At 40.6% G+C, this 17,212-nt stretch carries 14 protein-coding genes; 9 read left to right on the top strand and 5 right to left on the bottom strand.

The window, feature by feature from the left end:
• Positions 1 to 34 precede the first annotated feature (34 nt).
• Positions 35 to 3,013 carry an L-glutamate gamma-semialdehyde dehydrogenase gene (gene pruA / locus VB713_RS03415; RefSeq protein WP_323310182.1) on the bottom strand — a complete coding sequence of 993 codons (2,979 nt, stop codon included), beginning with the start codon at positions 3,011 to 3,013 and terminating at the stop codon, positions 35 to 37.
• Between the two features lie 290 nt (positions 3,014 to 3,303).
• Between pruA and VB713_RS03410 the strand changes: the two genes are divergently transcribed.
• The 5 genes from VB713_RS03410 (at position 3,304) to VB713_RS03390 (ending at position 8,359) form a co-directional block, all read left to right on the top strand.
• Positions 3,304 to 4,332, top strand: coding sequence for a molybdopterin-dependent oxidoreductase (locus tag VB713_RS03410; RefSeq protein WP_323310181.1), 1,029 nt, complete (start codon positions 3,304 to 3,306; stop codon positions 4,330 to 4,332).
• Positions 4,329 to 5,801 carry an adenylate/guanylate cyclase domain-containing protein gene (locus VB713_RS03405; protein ID WP_323310180.1) on the top strand — a complete coding sequence of 491 codons (1,473 nt, stop codon included), beginning with the start codon at positions 4,329 to 4,331 and terminating at the stop codon, positions 5,799 to 5,801. The genes VB713_RS03410 and VB713_RS03405 overlap by 4 nt, the downstream gene beginning before the upstream one ends.
• 34 nt (positions 5,802 to 5,835) lie before the next feature.
• Complete coding sequence (locus VB713_RS03400) at positions 5,836 to 6,042, top strand: hypothetical protein (RefSeq protein ID WP_323310179.1); 207 nt, start codon at positions 5,836 to 5,838, stop codon at positions 6,040 to 6,042.
• A 270-nt stretch (positions 6,043 to 6,312) separates the two neighbouring features.
• The gene (gene purM / locus VB713_RS03395; RefSeq protein ID WP_323310178.1) at positions 6,313 to 7,341 is read left to right on the top strand and encodes a phosphoribosylformylglycinamidine cyclo-ligase; all 1,029 of its coding nucleotides are present in this window, start codon (positions 6,313 to 6,315) and stop codon (positions 7,339 to 7,341) included.
• 331 nt (positions 7,342 to 7,672) lie between these two features.
• Positions 7,673 to 8,359, top strand: a complete 687-nt coding sequence (locus tag VB713_RS03390) for a PHP domain-containing protein (protein WP_323310177.1) — start codon at positions 7,673 to 7,675, stop codon at positions 8,357 to 8,359.
• A 66-nt stretch (positions 8,360 to 8,425) separates the two neighbouring features.
• Here the strand turns inward: VB713_RS03390 and VB713_RS03385 are convergent, their stop codons facing one another.
• Positions 8,426 to 8,959, bottom strand: a complete 534-nt coding sequence (locus VB713_RS03385) for a retropepsin-like aspartic protease (protein WP_323310176.1) — start codon at positions 8,957 to 8,959, stop codon at positions 8,426 to 8,428.
• Between the two features lie 226 nt (positions 8,960 to 9,185).
• Here VB713_RS03385 and VB713_RS03380 point away from each other — a divergent pair, with 226 nt between their 5' ends.
• On the top strand, positions 9,186 to 9,347 hold the full coding sequence (locus VB713_RS03380) for a hypothetical protein (RefSeq protein WP_323310175.1): 162 nt from the start codon (positions 9,186 to 9,188) through the stop codon (positions 9,345 to 9,347).
• Here the strand turns inward: VB713_RS03380 and VB713_RS03375 are convergent.
• Both VB713_RS03375 and VB713_RS03370 read right to left on the bottom strand, forming a co-directional pair.
• A complete protein-coding gene (locus VB713_RS03375) occupies positions 9,337 to 10,752 on the bottom strand; it encodes an LCP family protein (RefSeq protein WP_323310174.1) in 1,416 nt (471 codons plus the stop codon). The two genes, VB713_RS03380 and VB713_RS03375, sit on opposite strands and share 11 nt — an antisense overlap.
• A 371-nt stretch (positions 10,753 to 11,123) precedes the next feature.
• Positions 11,124 to 11,510 (bottom strand): hypothetical protein, encoded by a 387-nt coding sequence (locus VB713_RS03370; protein WP_323310243.1) that lies wholly within the window; start codon positions 11,508 to 11,510, stop codon positions 11,124 to 11,126.
• A gap of 107 nt (positions 11,511 to 11,617) precedes the next feature.
• On the opposite strand from VB713_RS03370, the gene VB713_RS03365 reads away from it, so the two are divergent.
• Entirely contained in the window at positions 11,618 to 12,805 is a 1,188-nt protein-coding gene (locus tag VB713_RS03365; protein WP_323310173.1) for an AI-2E family transporter, read from the top strand.
• Positions 12,806 to 12,859: 54 nt separating this feature from the next.
• On the opposite strand, the gene VB713_RS03360 is transcribed toward VB713_RS03365, so the two are convergent.
• A complete protein-coding gene (locus tag VB713_RS03360) occupies positions 12,860 to 13,072 on the bottom strand; it encodes a proteinase inhibitor I4 serpin (protein WP_323310172.1) in 213 nt (70 codons plus the stop codon).
• Between the two features lie 531 nt (positions 13,073 to 13,603).
• Between VB713_RS03360 and VB713_RS03355 the strand changes: the two genes are divergently transcribed.
• Both VB713_RS03355 and VB713_RS03350 read left to right on the top strand, forming a co-directional pair.
• Positions 13,604 to 15,589 (top strand): ATP-binding protein, encoded by a 1,986-nt coding sequence (locus VB713_RS03355; RefSeq protein ID WP_323310171.1) that lies wholly within the window; start codon positions 13,604 to 13,606, stop codon positions 15,587 to 15,589.
• A 59-nt stretch (positions 15,590 to 15,648) separates the two neighbouring features.
• A partial coding sequence (locus VB713_RS03350) for a PAS domain-containing protein (RefSeq protein ID WP_323310170.1) occupies positions 15,649 to 17,212 on the top strand: 1,564 nt, incomplete at its 3' end.

Here is a 17,212-nt window from a genome sequence, read left to right as displayed (position 1 = left end):
GTCGAGGATCTGTTTTTTTTCTATAGAATTTGTTTTAATCAGCACCTTCAATAGGTGCAAAACCTTGACGTTGGATGTTTTCTGTTACCGTTTTCGGTTCTAGAAATTGCAAAAGATAATCAGGTCCTCCAGCTTTTGAACCAACACCAGAAAGTTTAAAACCACCAAACGGTTGACGGGAAACTATCGCCCCGGTAATATTCCGGTTAATGTATAAATTCCCAACTTCAAAATCTGTTTGTGCTTGTTCAATGTGGGAAGGTGTGCGGGAATAAAGTCCACCAGTTAAAGCGTAATTTGTGCCATTCGCAACTTCTAAAGCTTCTGCAAAATCTTTAACCCGAATTACTGCTAACACGGGACCAAATATTTCCTGTTGTGCAATTATCCCATTTGCAGGTACTTCCGAAAAAATCACGGGACCGATAAAATAACCTTGGCTTGGTGCGGGTAATTCCAAAGCGACTTTTGCCTCGTCTTTCCCTTTTTGAATATACTCCAAAATGCGTGATTGCGAATTAGCATCAATCACTGGACCAACTTGGGTACTTGGTAATTCCGTTTCACCGATATTCAAAGATTTCGTTGCTTCCACCAATCTTTCCACAAAAGCATCATAAATTGGTTCAAGCACAATCACCCGTGAACAAGCAGAACATTTTTGGCCACTATAACCAAAAGCAGACTGCACAACTCCCACAACAGCTTGGTCTAAATCAGCACTTTCATCGACAATAATTGCATTTTTCCCTCCCATTTCCGCAATTACTTTCTTCATATGCTTTTGACCAGGTTTGAGAATTGCAGCTTCTGCGTAAATTCTACAGCCTACTTCTTGAGAACCAGTAAAAGCAATTACATGAGTATCAGGATGATTGACTAAATAAGCACCAACTTGAGAACCTTTCCCAGGAACGTATTGAAAAACACCTTTTGGTATTCCCGCTTCTATTAAAATTTCTGTGAATTTCGCAGTAATTACAGAAGAGGTTTCCGCAGGTTTGAGTAAGGTGCAATTCCCGGAAACTAAAGCAGCAACAGTCATTCCGCAAGCAATCGCCAAAGGAAAATTCCAGGGAGAAATCACGACAGCGATGCCTTTCGGCTGGTAAATATAACGATTATTTTCCCCCGAAACGTCATAAATTACACCTTTATCAAGCCGTTCCATTTCCTCAGCGTAATAAAGACAAAAATCAATTGCTTCCGAAACTTCCGCGTCAGCTTCTTTAACAGGTTTTCCTACTTCTAAAACTATCCACGCTGAAAGTTCAGCGCGTCGTTGTTCCATTAATTCCCCAGCTTTTCGCAAAATATCAGCACGTTGTTTAACTGGGGTTTTCTTCCAAGCAGGAAAAGCAGATTTAGCAAACTTCATTGCTTCCTCAGCTTGTTCAACACTCAGAAGTCCAATTTTCCCAACCACCTGACTAAAATTAGAAGGATTAAGAGAATCAACAAACGTCGTCGTATTTACATATTCCCCATTCAAAAAAGGTAAATAAGTTTTCCCCAACTCTTGACGCACACCCTCAAAAGCTAAACTTGATTTACTCCTTTTCTCCTCCTCAGCAAAATCAGTATCCGCAACACCAACAAAACTTGTATTTTCTTCTTTGCGACTTTGCGCCTTTGCGTGAGATAAAATCGGAGGTGCTAACAACTCCTCAACCGGACGATTTTCCAGATTTTGCCGTAAAAACGAACTATTCGCCGTATTTTCCAATAATCGCCGGATTAAATAAGCCATTCCGGGGAGAAGTTCACCGTAGGGACAATAAACCCGCACACGATAACCTTTATCTACTAAGGCTTTGGCTATTTTATCACCCATGCCGTAGAGGACTTGCATTTCAAAGCGACGACGGGGAACTTGGAGAGTTTCTGCTATGGCTATGGCGCGAGATTGCGATCGCACGTTATGACTTCCAATGGCAGAATAGACATACTCGTGATTTTCTAACAATATCTGCGTAATTGTCTCAAAATTCGCATCTGTAGCCGCTTTATCATTATAAACCGGTTGTGGCCAATGCTTTTGAGCAGCTTTGATAGTTTCCTGATCCCAATACGCACCTTTCACCAAACGAACAGTTAGAGGATAACCCCGTTGTTTTAACCAAGCAATGATATCTTTTGCATCTTGTTCACTATCGCGCAGATATGCCTGAATAGTCATGCCAATATCAGTACGTTGGCGAAATTCCTCTTCTAGCAAAAGTTTTTTGAGAATATTGAAAGTAATATCCTTATACGCATACTGTTCCATATCAAAATGGACGGCTGCACCCAACTCCTTCGCCCGACGTAGTAAAATACGAATGCGATCGCTCACCCGTTCCTCACTACCTTCAGCATCCAAAGGATCAAACTGAGAATAAAACGCCGTTAACTTGACAGAAACTTGCACCTTGGGGATACTTTCACCATCAGCTTCATCAATAGCCGGAATTTTCGTCCATTTTTGCGAAGCCTCCACCAATTGCTGCATTAACTCCAAGTATCTTTCTAAATAAGACTGCGCTTCCGCTTCCGTAATTACCGCTTCACCCAGTAAATCAATAGTGAAAGCCATCTTATCCTTCCGCAGTCTTTCAACCGTTTTGATGACTTGTTTAATATTTTCCCCAGAAATATATTTATGTGCCAGAGTTTGCACAGCAGTTCCCACAGTTGTCGCTGCAACCTGTCCCGGCATAGAATCAGGATTAGCAAAATTGAGCATACCCTTCAAAGCTGCGGGTAATTCTACAGACTCATCTCCCAAATATTCTTGCAAATGAGACGCAATTTCTGATTTACTATGTAAAGCAGGTAGAGTGTCGATGAAGCGAAAAAGTTGCACCCGTAAACCACGATTACTCATAGCCCAATCGAGTAACTTATCATCCCAACGCATTTGATCCCGTAAAGCAGCCAAAAAAGAGCGATTTTCCTGAGTAGCCGCAAGAACCTGTTTAGCGATTTCTTGGGTTTTTGCTTCGTAACTACTGTTTTCTACGTGTAATACCACTGAAATTAAACTCCTTATTTAAGATTATCTATGGAAGCCGGTGATAGGTAACAGTTGACGGGTGACAGTTGACAGTTGACAGAAAAAAGATAAATATGCTCGGAATTACCAATCACCCATTACCAATTACCAATTACCCATTCCCCATTGTGACGTTTTCATCATTTAGTAGCCACAAAGGTCACATTTTTGTGGAGAATCTCTAATCATCGTGTAAAAATGTATTACAGTGCTGCCCGTAAAGTAGCCAACCCCAGTTTACAAACCTTCTTAAAGTAGTAGTTTTAGATGTGGTTGTATTGAATGTCTGGAAAAACTTGGCCTTAGCATCTTTAGGGATAGCTATAGTCTGCTTGGTAGGTTGCACAAAAAAGCCGACAAATCAACAATTGGAAGTATGGCGTAAAGAAGCGGTTACGCGCAATAAGCAAATTCTGGCAGATAACGACAAAAATAGCCAACAGAGTGACTGGAATTTAGTTATTCAGGGTGAGACAACAACTGGTAAACCTGTAACCTTAAATTGGCAGCAGATACAAGATTTAGCTCAGTCCAATGTGAATACAGTTGATGCAAATAACATTGTTAACCCAAATCAGGTATTTAAGTTTCGTGGCATAGCTGTAGACACACTATTACAAAAGTTTGGTATTCAACCAGGAGTAACTGAAGTAACTTTCGTCTCTTACGACGCTTATCAAGTCACAATCAAAATAGAAGACTTGCTGACTTACCCAATCATTTTAGCACTTACCAGAAATAATCAACAAATTCAGCGTAGTCAAGGAGGCCCGATTTATTTAGTCTTTCCTTATACCCAGCATCAGGAACTCAAACAAAAATATGATGAAGGTATGTGGGCATTTTACGTCACCGATATCATAGTTGGTACAGAAAAAGCCTTAGTGCGAGTGGGTCAGCGTGAATTTAATTTAGCAGACCTTGATAAATTACCTCAAGTTACCCTGACACAAAAAGTTGGTTATCGAGTCTGGTGGCCAAGTAACAAAGTTACGCTACAAGGTGTCAGAGTGCGCGATGTTTTATCCTTAGCTGGTGTTAACTTAACCCCAAATGGATCTGTTGCTATAAGTGGAAAACCAGCCGTTTACCGTAAAACGACAGAAGCAATAAATTTAACTGCTAGAGAAGTGCGCGACTGTGATATTCTCTTAGCTACCAGATGGGGTAACGACAACAAACCAATTTCATCAAAAATGGGTGGCCCAGTGACTCTAGCTTTCGGTGATAACTGTCAAGCAGAAACCAAGCAACTCAAATGGGTGACTTTTGTAGAAGAGTTGACTGTAAAGCCATGAAATCTTTCGTTTTACGTTCTTCAATTCGTACCCAGATCATGGCTTCTACCACCCTACTGATTGTCGCTTTAATTGGTGCGATAGTTACGGTTTGGGCAAAAAGTGAAAGTACTCTTTACCACCAAGAAAAATTAAATGATGCTAAAAGTCTTTCTAAAGTATTAAGTTCTACCTATGCCAACGAAGTATCAGATGAGAATTGGAGTCAAATTCGTTTAAATATAGATTTGCTGTTGAGGGAAAATGAGGATTTCATCTATGTCTTAGTATCTGATTCCAATCAGAAAAATCAGATTGCTGCTGCTTCCCCTAACGAATTTCAAAACAATTATATTCCTGATATTGTACCCCTCAGTGTCACCAATGCTGCCATAAATTCTTCCGAAAAAACTCACGTTATCGAAACATTTATTCTCCGAGATATTTATTTTGCTGATAAGTTGCGGTCTAAACGTGGTGAAAAGGTGATGGAAGTATCATCAGATATTCAGACACTATCTGGTAGAAAACTTGGCAAATTAAGAATAGGTATATCCTTACGAAAAGTAAATCGTGCTGTTACCAATGCAGTCAATCAGGCTTTGATAGTGGGTTTTGTCGGACTAAACGTAGGCTGGATATGTGCATATTTCTTAGCACAGCATTTAAGTGATCCGGTACGCCGTTTACAAACTAGTGTTGCTAAAATCGCCGGCGGAGATTTACAGCATCGCGCAGATATTCATTCTCGTGCAGATGAAATTGGCGCTTTAGCAACTTCTGTAAATGAAATGTCTGCTGCATTGCAGATATCATTTAGCAAGTTACAAAAAACGTTAGATTCTTTTGAAAGATTTGTTCCCAATAAGTTTATCTCAGTCATTGCTCCCCAAGGAATAGAAAATATTGAAGTAGGTGCAGCTTCAACAAGGAGAATGACGATTTTATTCTGTGATATTCGCGGTTACACCTCAATGTCTGAAGCAATGGAACCTATAGAAATCTTTAGGTTTTTGAACGACTATTTGGCTTGTATGGGAAAAGCCATAGATGAAGCAGGGGGATTTATTGATAAATATATTGGTGATGCTATTATGGCGCTATTTGACGATGGGAATACAGACTGCGCTTTACAAGCCGCAATTTTAATGCAACAGGCTTTAGATAAATTTAATGATGAGCGAAGTATGCAGACAGGACAAACTAGTTTACCAAGAATTAGTGTTGGCATTGGTATTCATCGTGGTACAGTAGTTATGGGTACAGTGGGCTTTACCTCTCGCATTGATTCTACTGTCATCGGTGATGCAGTTAATGTTGCCTCCCGGATTGAGGGGCTAACTAAGCAATATGGATGCAATATTCTCATCACAGAATCAGTAGTTAGAAACTTATCTTGTCCTGAATCTTTTTCTTTGAGACTAATAGATAAATCCGTGAAAGTCAAAGGCAAAGATGAAGCAATATCTATTTATGAAGTAAAAGTGTAATTCGTAATTAAAGGCGCAGGGAAACTAAAATTTTATGGATAGTACACAACTAGCACAATATTTAGAAGCGACGGGCGGAATTTCTAAACCTTGGTTATTGCTGCAACTAAGGATCAAAAAACTACAAGAACGAAGAGATACAATATCAACACAGATATATGAGCAAGAATTAGCAGATATTCTCCAAGATTTGATGAATTTGGGCGAATGGTGGCGCGGCATTGAGGATCAGGTGTTTTAGGGAATAGGTGACAAGTAATACTTCCTTCTCAGTGTAAGATTAGCTATCTTCTTCCTTCTTTACTTCGCGTACTTTGCGTCTTTCTGGTTCATTCAGTATTCTTTTGATGAGAAGGGAGTAGAGGAGATGGGTAGCCGAGAAGAGGTTTCTTATTGCTTTTTCTCCTGAACTTCTGAACTTCTGAACTCCTGAACTTCTTCTATATAGTGCCTAAATTATGTCATGATGATAGCCTATGTGTGTCGCAGATTGAGAACGGTGTAATTAGGCATGGATTATCGGGATGCAGGCGTTGATGTTGAAGCGGGTAGAGCTTTTGTAGATCAAATTCGCAATTTGGTTCACAGCACCTTTCGACCGGAAGTAATTGGGGGATTAGGTGGCTTTGGTGGCTGCTTTCAACTCCCTACAGGTTACAAGGAACCCGTTTTGGTATCTGGGACAGATGGTGTCGGTACAAAGCTAAAAATAGCCCAAATTCTCAACCGCCATGATACAGTAGGGATTGATTTGGTGGGGATGTGTGTTAATGATGTGCTGACATCGGGAGCCGAACCACTGTTTTTCTTAGATTATGTGGCAACTGGTAAGTTAGACAAAGAGCAGTTAACTCAAGTGGTAGCAGGGATAGCTACTGGTTGTAAATTGGCTGGTTCTGCTTTGTTGGGAGGAGAAACGGCAGAAATGCCTGGTTTTTACCAAGTTGGTGAATATGATTTGGCTGGTTTCTGTGTGGGAATTGTGGAAAAAAGCCGGATGCTAGATGGTTCTCAAGTACAAGTTGGGGATGTGGCTATAGGTTTAGCCAGCACTGGGGTTCATAGCAATGGTTTGAGTTTGGTCAGAAAAATTGTCAGCAACGGGGGCTTTTCTTGGGATGACAACCCAGATTTATTAAATGGGGAAACTATCGGTGAGACTTTCCTCACACCTACCCGAATTTATGTTAAACCTGTTTTAGCGGCGTTGAAAGCTGGGTTAGAAGTTCACGCTATGGCTCACATTACTGGTGGGGGTTTACCAGAAAATTTACCTAGATGTCTGGGAACAGGCCAAGCAATTAAAATTAATCCCAATAGTTGGACTATTCCCTCTATGTTTCAGTGGTTAGCGGAGGCTGGCTCTGTGGGCGCTGAAGCTATGTATAATACATTTAATATGGGGATTGGATTTGTGGTGATACTACCACCCCAGCAAGTGGAACAAGCAATTAACCATTTTCAATCACAGGATATTCCTGCTTATGCAATTGGTGAGGTGGTGACTGGAGCCGGAGAGCTAGTAAATCTTTTTGGTTAGGATATAAAAATTACATCTAATATCAAGAATGATTTTAGGCTTGATCTAGCGAATATCTGCCCCCAAACTATGATTTTGGCGAGAATTTGCCTTTGAGTGCATCTCCGTATTTACGAAAACTTAGGCAAATTTTTAGACTCTCTTTATAGAAGTAATCAAAAATACTCATGACCATAAGCGTTGAGATTTGCTAACGTAGTCTTAACAAATCTCAAAAATTAATTGCTGTAGCCAATAAAGTAGCGGCCAACACCAGTGTATATTGATTTTTCATTTAACAGTCTGGCGTGTTGGTGTCTTAAGAATTATATATTGTTGTTCAGAGGGGGTTATGGTTGTAAATTGTGTCAAGACTAGTGCTTCCACAGAACTTTTAAGACAAGTATTCCAGAGTATTGATGCCCAAAGTTGTCCTAATTTATTCAACTTTCATATGCACACGGTAAACTCGGATGGCAGATTGCAGCCGAGTGGATTGATGGAGCAAGCGATCGCAATTGGGTTAAAAGGACTAGCGATTACTGACCATCATACTATTGCTGGTTATCAAGCGGCACAAGCTTGGTTGGAAGACTGGAAGTGGACTCATCCCGATGCACATACTCCTCATCTGTGGAGTGGTGTAGAAATTAATGCCAATTTGTTGGATATAGAAGTTCATATTTTGGCTTATGCTTTTGAGCCAGAAAGCTTTAGTCTCAATCCTTATTTGCAAAAAAAAGCAACTGTAGGTAAACAGTATCAAGCTGCTAATGTGATATCGGCTATTCATGATGCTGGTGGATTAGCTGTACTTGCTCATCCAGCCCGGTATAAGCGATCGCACTTTGACTTGATTCCTGCTGCTGTGGAAAATGGAATTGACGGTGTTGAGGCTTTTTATGCTTACAACAACCCCAATCCTTGGACACCTAGTCCTGTTGTATCCGAAGAAGTGCAACTTTTAGCGGCAGAATTCAGTTTATTTAATACTTGTGGTACTGATACACATGGTTTAAATCTGCTGCAACGTTTATAAAGCTAAACTTATCTTTTTTATACTCCTGGTTAATTTAGCCAGGGGATAAATACTACCTTCATGGTGCTAACGTTGATGAAATTCAACTTGTTTTTCTAGGATTTTGACATCATAGTTCCCAAAAAAATCGTGTCCCAGTAGCCCAATCATAGCTTTGGGTGCGATCGCAACTCTGGCATTCTTCACAACAGCACCACTAACGGCAATTGTTGGGATATTACCAGTTTTGAACTCAACTATACTACCATCGGCAATACTGGCTTTTACTGTTCCTGAAGGTTGAATTTTCAGGGCTGTAGCCATTCCTTGAGTAATCAAAATACCACTCGCACCCGTATCAACAACCATTTCAAAGACTTGATTACCGTTAAAATTAACATCTATAATTGGAGTCTGACCGCTACGACGCTTAATTGGAACTCGAAAAACCTTGGGAGTTGATGGTGGTGTCATCCCACAGAGTTCTCCGAGACTAAGAGTTTTACCTGATGATGTCACCATAAAACAACCACCGGGATCATTAGCTTTGGCTACAGATGGTACTGTTAAAAACATCATCCCCGATAAAGCAGCAATTCCTAACGTTTGAACAGCTTTCATTATTTGTAGTTGCCCTAAATTGTTCGAGAATCTTCTAAGTCTAGAATAATCGACAATCTTGATTATACCTACAGCAAAATCTCTGAGAGGGTGTTTGAAAAGTACATCAAAACAGCGAAAAAACTCAAGGGAAGTAACAGACGACAATTCATGGCAGAAGTCGTCAAAGGTTTGGGAATAGGTGGACAGATTTTAGCAGAACGGGAATTAGGATGGAATTCCACAGGTGTTAAACTCACAACAGAAGCTATGGCAGAAATTGAAACACAGATTCACCGTCTCCCCATTACCCATTACCCATTACCCATTACCCATTACCCATTACCCATTACCCATTACCTATTACCCATTACCCATTACCCATTACCCATTACCCATTACCTATTAAGATTTTCAAAAATAGCTTTGTTTTGCAACCAGTCTTTGCCTATCTGGATACTGATATCAGAGCTAATATTACCAGTGCTTTCTACCCGGACTTCACCAAATCCTAAAGTATTACGAATTGATTCAGCACTGTCACTATCTCCTTGTTGAGCGACAATATGAGTAATGTCTAGAGGTTCACCCCAAGGTTTAGAAATGAAGACATTACGATAACCAGCTTTTTCCAATCCTCTAATTAAGGGACTGATCTGAGAGTAATCGCCACCTGTACTATCTTGAATTGCGATGCGTAAACGAGCTGGTTCAGTTATTTGTGATTCCAGGGATGTAGATTCTAAACCGAAGTTTTGAACCATAACTTTGGTAATAGCAGTTTTATTTGGCAACCAATAACTAGCTTCATACTCACTTCTTTCGCTAAAACGACCAGGCAACATTAACATCTGCATATTAGAACGATTAGTCCGTGAACCAAAACCAACTAATGCTACTAATTCTTCAATTGTTAAATTAGTGTCGATATTATCTTTAACTACATTTAGAATTTGAGGTAATTGAGTGAGTGTGGTGGGATTGAGAGTTTGTTCAATTAAGGCACGCAATACCATCTGCTGGCGCTGAATTCGGCCAATATCTCCTAGTTCATCATGACGAAAACGGAGTAATTGTAATGCTTGATTACCGCCAAGGTGTTGTTTACCCGCTTTTAAATTAATATATAAATGCTGGGAATCATCCTGATATTTCATATCCTTGGGAACATAAACTGTTACCCCACCCAAAGCATCAATCAGTTTGCCAACGCCTAAAACGTTAATGCGGACATAACGATCAATTCCCACTCCACCCAAAAGGTTGCTGACGGTTTTAGCAGTTAAAGCTGGCCCACCATCGACATTAGCGGCGTTAATTTTTTTCACGCCATACCCTTCAACTTCTGTTCGGGTATCTCTGGGAACGGAAAGCATGACTATCTTTTTGCTCTCTGGATCAAATTTGAGCAAAAGCATAACATCAGCAAGACCATCAAAAGAATTTATCTGAGGCAGATACCTGAGTTCTTTGCTTTCACTAGGTGGGTTTTGGACATCTGGGGGTAGTACGCTCATGCCCATAACAAGGATATTGACAGGGCGAGTTAATTGAGAAAATTGGAATCCATCACCAGAAATGCGATCGCCATCAAACACCGCAGCTTCCTTTGCACTTAACTGGGCTTGCTGTAACGGTGTACTCTCCCAAGAAACCGCCAACAATGCCCCTGCCATACCTGACACCAATGCAATTCCACCCATACCCACAGCGAACCATAGCCACCGCCCAGATTTGGATTTACGATGGTTTTTGCCTCTGGATTTGGCTTTGCCTGATCTTTTATCTTCTGCTGATGTTCTTTGACTAGTCACAGATTCCCTCACACTGACTGATAAAATACCGTAAATTTGCCGACTCAATATATGTAAATAAATCAGACTATGACAGATAAATCTTAATTAATAGTGCTGACTTTTTTCCTCAGGTAGATACTACAAGACCTATACCCGGATTTCTATTTATTTGTTGCTAATCCGGAGATGTTTCTGGAAGTATGGCAATAATAAACCACATTTGACCATATGCCTTGTTAGATTAACTGTCAAGAGCAGTAATTTTCGTAAAAACCATGACTAGCTAATCACTTAAGAAAATTAAGAATCTAGTAGAGTATGGCAAAAATAACTTTCCAGTGAAAAAAGTTTAAAAGCTGAATCAGCTTTTTCTCTTCTGCCTTGTTGTACTAGTACTTACGTAGTATTCGCTGGGACAAACTACTCAATCCTGGTAATCGGTAAGATTTCCCTTGGATAATACGTAAAATTAACCAAATACTCAGCAAAAAATAACCGGATGTGAAAAAACTATTAAGTATCAAAAAACGTAGTGTCAAAAAATCAGAAGTTGCCGCCCCAGTTGTGAAAAATAAGTACCCTAACATCCATGTAAAACCTAAGGTAATGGACAGACGACTGACAGCTAGTTGTTCCCGGTTGCCCTGACGGTGATAGAGAGTCCAGAGGGAGGGGAAAAATCCTAGCACTGGAATCAAATATAGAAGTAGTAATTTTTTCGAGGCAACCTTCTCATCAGCCGTGGGGTAATTGTCAATTGGTGGTAGATTGTCCATTGTGGTTGGTCTAATCATAAACTAGAGGAATAAATAAGACTCATTTAGTTAGAGATAATAGTCTGTAAAGAAGAATTTACCTTAGTTCTATACCCAATCATCTGAAAATGCAGACACGCAAGCTAATCGACTGGTGGCAAAAATTTACACCAATAGCTCGAATCGGGGCGATCGCACTATTCGCTCCCCTATTAGTTCTTAATGGTTTGGCTATATTGGCAATTTTCAATTACTTCCACTCTTTAATAGCTATTTTAGTTGGAGCCTCTGTTTTAGCATTTCTGCTCAACTACCCGGTGAGTTGGATGGAACACCACGGCGCAAGACGAGAACAAGTTGCTATTTTAGTATTTTTATTAGCTTTATCCATTTTATTGGCACTGGGTGTCACTCTCTTTCCTCTAGCACTAGCCCAAGCCCAACAGCTAGTAGCCCGCTTACCAGAGTTGATTGACTCCGGGCGATCGCAGTTAATGATTTTAAACGAAAAAGCCGAGACTATGGGCTTACCAATTAATCTTGATGCGATCGTCGTCCAAATTAACGATCGCGTCAAGGGACAATTGCAAGCGATCGCTGGGCAAGTTTTAAATCTAGCCGTAGTCACCTTTACCAGCCTGCTAGACATCCTGCTGACAATGGTTTTAACCTTTTATCTATTGCAGCATGGTGGTGAACTCTGGCAAAGCCTAGTAGAATGGCTACCTGCTAAATTTCGTGAACCTTTTTCCCGAACAGTACGCCTGAGCTTTCAAAACTTCTTTATCACCCAGTTAATTTTATCCACCTGTATGGCTTCGGCCCTCATTCCCATCTTTTTGTGGTTAAAAGTACCTTATGGGTTGTTATTTGGCTTAACTATTGGCATCATGGCTCTCATTCCCTTTGGTGGTTCTGTGGGCATCGCCATGACAACTTTGTTGGTATCCCTGCAAGATTTTTGGATGGGTACGAGAGTCCTATTAGCCGCAGTCATAGTCCAGCAAATTCTCGAAAATATCATTGCACCCCGGATTTTAGGTAGTTTTACAGGTTTAAATCCGGTTTGGATTCTCATTTCTGTCTTGACTGGAGCGAGGATTGGCGGACTTTTGGGCGTAATTGTGGCGGTTCCTTGCGCTGTTGTCATCAAAACAGTAATTAGTGCCGTCCGTCCTCCGATCATCATTCATAATGATACAGAAAACTCCTCTCCTGGGGAAATAGTTGCACCCATGATATCAGAAGAATCTGCAAAAACTGAACCTACAACTCCTCTCAGTATTTCTGATAGTGTAGCGTGGCGTAAACCATAGGAACTCTACCCTAGTCCAAGCAGTTAGAAAACAAGAGGCAGAAACAAAAAAACATCAAAAGGAATTTTTGTCTTTGGTAAATTGAGACTCTGTATCAGTTAAACGAGATTTAGTGATGAAATTGTTATTACTATCAACTTGAGAATAGCCTAATACACTTAACAGTACAACACTGGCTGCTGCTAAAACGTAGCGTCTACCCAAACTAACGGCGTAACGTCTTTGTAAAAAGTTTTCCTGTACAGCATTAAACTTCTGTCTGTTCATCTGCTACCTCATTTATTTTTTCAGCCGTCGATCAACTTAGACGCTCCTGATGTGTCAGATTTTCACTATCGCATCTAATAACAGATAACCAGCTGATGGTTACAGTTTTAGTAACGGATATAGGACTTACGCGAACAAATAGGGGTATGGATTTCAGGGATTTAAATCTGGGTTTTTGACAATTTTTGAGCGATCACCGTAGGCATCGCTATCTATATAAACTTCATCCCCAAAAGCCAGAAACAACCAAATATCGTTCATTCACAAGATGGTTAATTTGTACAGTGCGTAAGTCCTAGGATATTAAGGAAGTTATCAGGATGTAGACAAACTTAAATTTATTAGTAAACTCAGGAAACAGGGAACCAGGGAATAATCTGTGTCACATTATTCTGTATGAGTACTGACAGTAGAGGTTAAAGTATATTAAAATACGCTATAATAACAGAAAAACCCTCTTGACAGATGAAAAGCGTAACCCAGTTGGTTCAAATACGGTCAATTTGCAAACCGCGCTTAATGAGGTGTTTCATGTCCACTGTTAGTCTGAAGAAGATTATTCACAAAAAAGAGTTATCGTCGCTGCTTCATAACTTAGTATACCAACTAAATATTGCCGTTGAGATTGAACTCATAGACGGCACTAAACTGATCAGCATTGGGAAGCAAATTGCCGAAAATAGATATCCAATTGAGGTGTCAGGAAAAATTATTGGTTGGGTTATTGGGGGAGAAAAGACAATCTTAGTGGCAACTTTACTCTCAGTTCTGGCAAAACAGGAAACAGAGAAGAAAGAACTCGCTAAAGAATTGCTGGAAAGATATCAAGAAATTGATTTATTTGAGGATATATCAACTCAACTGACAACAAGTTTAGACACCCAACAGATTGCCCAACTTGTACTTCAGGAAATGAGTCAATTGATTGAATCATCTGCGGGGATGATCTTGCTCCTCAGTTCAGATGCAACTGCATTTGAAATTATTGCTGAATTTGGCGTATTTTTTGTTAACAGTCAGCCGCAACCGGGTCAGGGAATTATTGGTCATGTTGTGCAATCTGGTCGGGCAGAACTCATCAATAATGTGCAAACTGATCCGCGATTAGGAGGGCAGAACAACAACATGAACTCCTTGATTTGTGTGCCATTGAGAGCCAAGGCACGGGTACTGGGAGCGATCGCTATTGGCACCATCAAACCCGACGCATACAAAGCAGAACATCTCAAACTGGTGAGTATCTTTGCCTCACAAAGTGCGATCGCCATTGAAAAAGCTTTACTTTACCAGCAAAGTTGTCAAGCGGCTGTTGCAGCCAAAGCCCAAACACAAAAGCTTCAGCAAGCTCTACATGAGTTGCAAATGGCACAAACCCAGCTAATCCAAAGCGAAAAAATGTCAAGTTTAGGACAACTCGTAGCTGGAGTTGCCCACGAAATCAATAACCCCCTCAACTTCATTTGCGGCAATTTAAGATATGTTGCCGAATACGCCAAAAACTTATTAAATTTGCTACAAGACTATCAGCAATTTTTACCTGTTGCTCCTCTAGAATTGCAATCAAATTTAGAAACTATAGATTTAGAATTTATTATCCAGGATCTACCAAAACTGCTGGATTCGATGAAATTGGGTACTGATCGCATTGTGGAAATTGTCCAATCTCTGAAAAATTTCTCCCGTCATGACGAAGCCCAAATGAAAACCGTCAACATCCATGATGGTATTGATGGGACATTGATGATTCTTCGCCATCGTCTCAAAGCAGCTATTTACAATTCTGAAATTGAAATCGTTAAAAACTATGCAAAACTTCCCCTGATTGAATGTTACCCCGGACAATTAAATCAGGTGTTTATGAACATCCTGTCTAATGCAATAGATGCCCTGGAGACAGGAATGGACAATGGAGAAATAACCACTATTCCTCAAATCAAGATTATGACAGAAGTCCTCGATCAGGAGTCGGTGGTAATTCGCATTGCTGACAACGGCATGGGTATGAAAGAGGAGGTATTGCATCGAATCTATGACCCCTTCTTCACCACAAAAGAAGTAGGCAAAGGAACAGGGTTAGGCATGGCAATCAGCCACCAAATTGTTGTGGATAGACACCGAGGAATTCTCAAATGTCGTTCTCAACCGGGTAAAGGGACAGAATTCTGGATTCAAATTCCGGTGAATTGTGCAATGAATGCTAGTCCTCAAGAGCATGATGGTAATATTTCTGCCCCAGACCCGACAATAGAGACTTCACTACCTATTAGCAATGAATTATCCCCCACTCCTGATGCAAATGGATTCTTTGCTTCAACAACTCCAATACTCAAACCAACGGATTTACTTATACGTCATGCTCAATTAATCCGGCGACTTTTACAGCAAAATACAGATATTAGCACTTCATCACCTGACCAAATTTACCAAATGTTCCAACAGTACCCAATTTCATTAAAGCTTTATGCCACCTTGTTGGCCTATTTGCCTACTGCTAACCCTACCCATATTGACCAATAAATAAATCTCAATATTGAATCGAGTTCACGTTTTCACAACAACATCTATAGAAATCTTTTATGTTAAGAAACTCTCAATTCCTCAAAATCTCTCATCCAGAAATCCTCAGGCGATTCCTGATCACATTTTTGCCGCTGTCTGTCCTGCTTGGGGTTGTATTGCGAATCATTCACCAAGCAGAAAGTAAAGCTGAACGGATTGCAATCTCCATCAATGAAACCCGTAACGTTGACTTGCAAGCGAAAACGGCTGCCAATGACTTCAATTTAATCCAGTCAGACTTGATGTTTCTGGCTACTCAGAATGAGTTACAGTCAATGCTCAATCCAGCTGTAAGTCCAACTGAAATACTGAAATTGAAACAAGCGATCGCTCAAGAGTATCTTTCCATTTCTCAACACAAGCAACTCTACGACCAGATTCGTTTTATGGATGTAACTGGTAAAGAAGTTGTCAGAGTCAACTTTAACAAAGGTCAACCTAGCGTTGTCCCTGAAGAAAAACTGCAAGTCCAGGCAAAACGCTACTACTTCAAAGACACTATTCCCCTCAAATCAGAGGAAGTCTTTGTTTCACCGCTGGATCTCAATATTGAGCGAGGCCAGATTGAACAACCACTTAAGCCAATGATCCGGTTTGGCACACCTGTCTTTGATGCCCAAGGGCAGAAACGAGGAATTGTCATGTTGAATTATCTGGGTGAAAAATTCATCTACAACTTGAAAAAAGAAAACTCAACAACCTTAGGTGAAACGTTGCTACTCAATGCTGATGGTTATTGGCTAAAGGGACCAAAGCCAGAAAATGAGTGGGGCTTCATGTACGCAGACCGTAAAGACCAGACTTTTGCCACAGCATACCCTCATATCTGGGAGCGAATCAACACCCAGGATTCAGGACAATTACACACAACTGATGGGTTATTCACCTTTAAAACCCTATATCCGCTACTGGCAGTACAGGGGGCTAAATCCAGTACAGGGGCGACCCGCGCTTTCGATTCCAGTCAAGGCACGGTGGATGCCAAGTCTTACCGTTGGAAGATTGTCACTTATATTCCTGATACTGTGTTGAATGCGCGATCGCACAGATCCTTTTATCAACTCCTACTTTTATACATTGTTTTGAGTGGGTTAATCGGGGTAGGAGTATGGTTATTAACCTTATCTCGCTTACGAAGGCAACAGACAGACACAGAACTGCAATCAACATTCGCTGACCTGACTGCTATTATTGACAATCTAGCCGATGGGCTACTTGTAACCAACACTACTGGAAATATTACACGCTTCAACCCTGCTTTGCTAAAAATGTTCCAACTGGGAGACATTGACCTCAAAGGAAAAGACTGTCGAGAAATTTCTCAAGCTGAAATTGCTGATTTAGTACAACAGACCTGCAAACAGCAGCAAGAAATATTCACCGCTGAGGTCAATCTAGCAGAAGACAAGGTCGGTCAAGCTCTAGCCACCACAATTTTCAAACAAGCGTCTGGGAATGAGGCAGCGGTGTGGCTAGGCTCAGTCATCCTCATTCGAGATGTAACAGCGGAAAAAGAAATCGACAAGATGAAAACCGACTTCATCTCCACAGTTTCCCACGAATTAAGGACACCACTAACAT

The sequence above is a fragment of the Anabaena cylindrica UHCC 0172 genome, assembly GCF_034931625.1.
Classification (GTDB): domain Bacteria; phylum Cyanobacteriota; class Cyanobacteriia; order Cyanobacteriales; family Nostocaceae; genus Anabaena; species Anabaena cylindrica_A.
The sequence above is the reverse complement of the archived record's forward strand: the minus strand, read 5'-3'. Positions and strand labels throughout refer to the sequence as shown.

Excerpts from the sequence above, each read along its gene's own strand:
- VB713_RS03370 (WP_323310243.1), bottom strand. The coding sequence starts at position 11,510 with ATGGACAATCTACCACCAATTGACAATTACCCCACGGCTGATGAGAAG.
- VB713_RS03360 (WP_323310172.1), bottom strand. The coding sequence starts at position 13,072 with ATGAACAGACAGAAGTTTAATGCTGTACAGGAAAACTTTTTACAAAGA.
- VB713_RS03385 (WP_323310176.1), bottom strand. The coding sequence starts at position 8,959 with ATGAAAGCTGTTCAAACGTTAGGAATTGCTGCTTTATCGGGGATGATG.
- VB713_RS03355 (WP_323310171.1), top strand. The coding sequence starts at position 13,604 with ATGTCCACTGTTAGTCTGAAGAAGATTATTCACAAAAAAGAGTTATCG.
- VB713_RS03365 (WP_323310173.1), top strand. The coding sequence starts at position 11,618 with ATGCAGACACGCAAGCTAATCGACTGGTGGCAAAAATTTACACCAATA.
- purM (WP_323310178.1), top strand. The coding sequence starts at position 6,313 with ATGGATTATCGGGATGCAGGCGTTGATGTTGAAGCGGGTAGAGCTTTT.
- VB713_RS03390 (WP_323310177.1), top strand. The coding sequence starts at position 7,673 with ATGGTTGTAAATTGTGTCAAGACTAGTGCTTCCACAGAACTTTTAAGA.
- VB713_RS03400 (WP_323310179.1), top strand. The coding sequence starts at position 5,836 with ATGGATAGTACACAACTAGCACAATATTTAGAAGCGACGGGCGGAATT.
- VB713_RS03405 (WP_323310180.1), top strand. The coding sequence starts at position 4,329 with ATGAAATCTTTCGTTTTACGTTCTTCAATTCGTACCCAGATCATGGCT.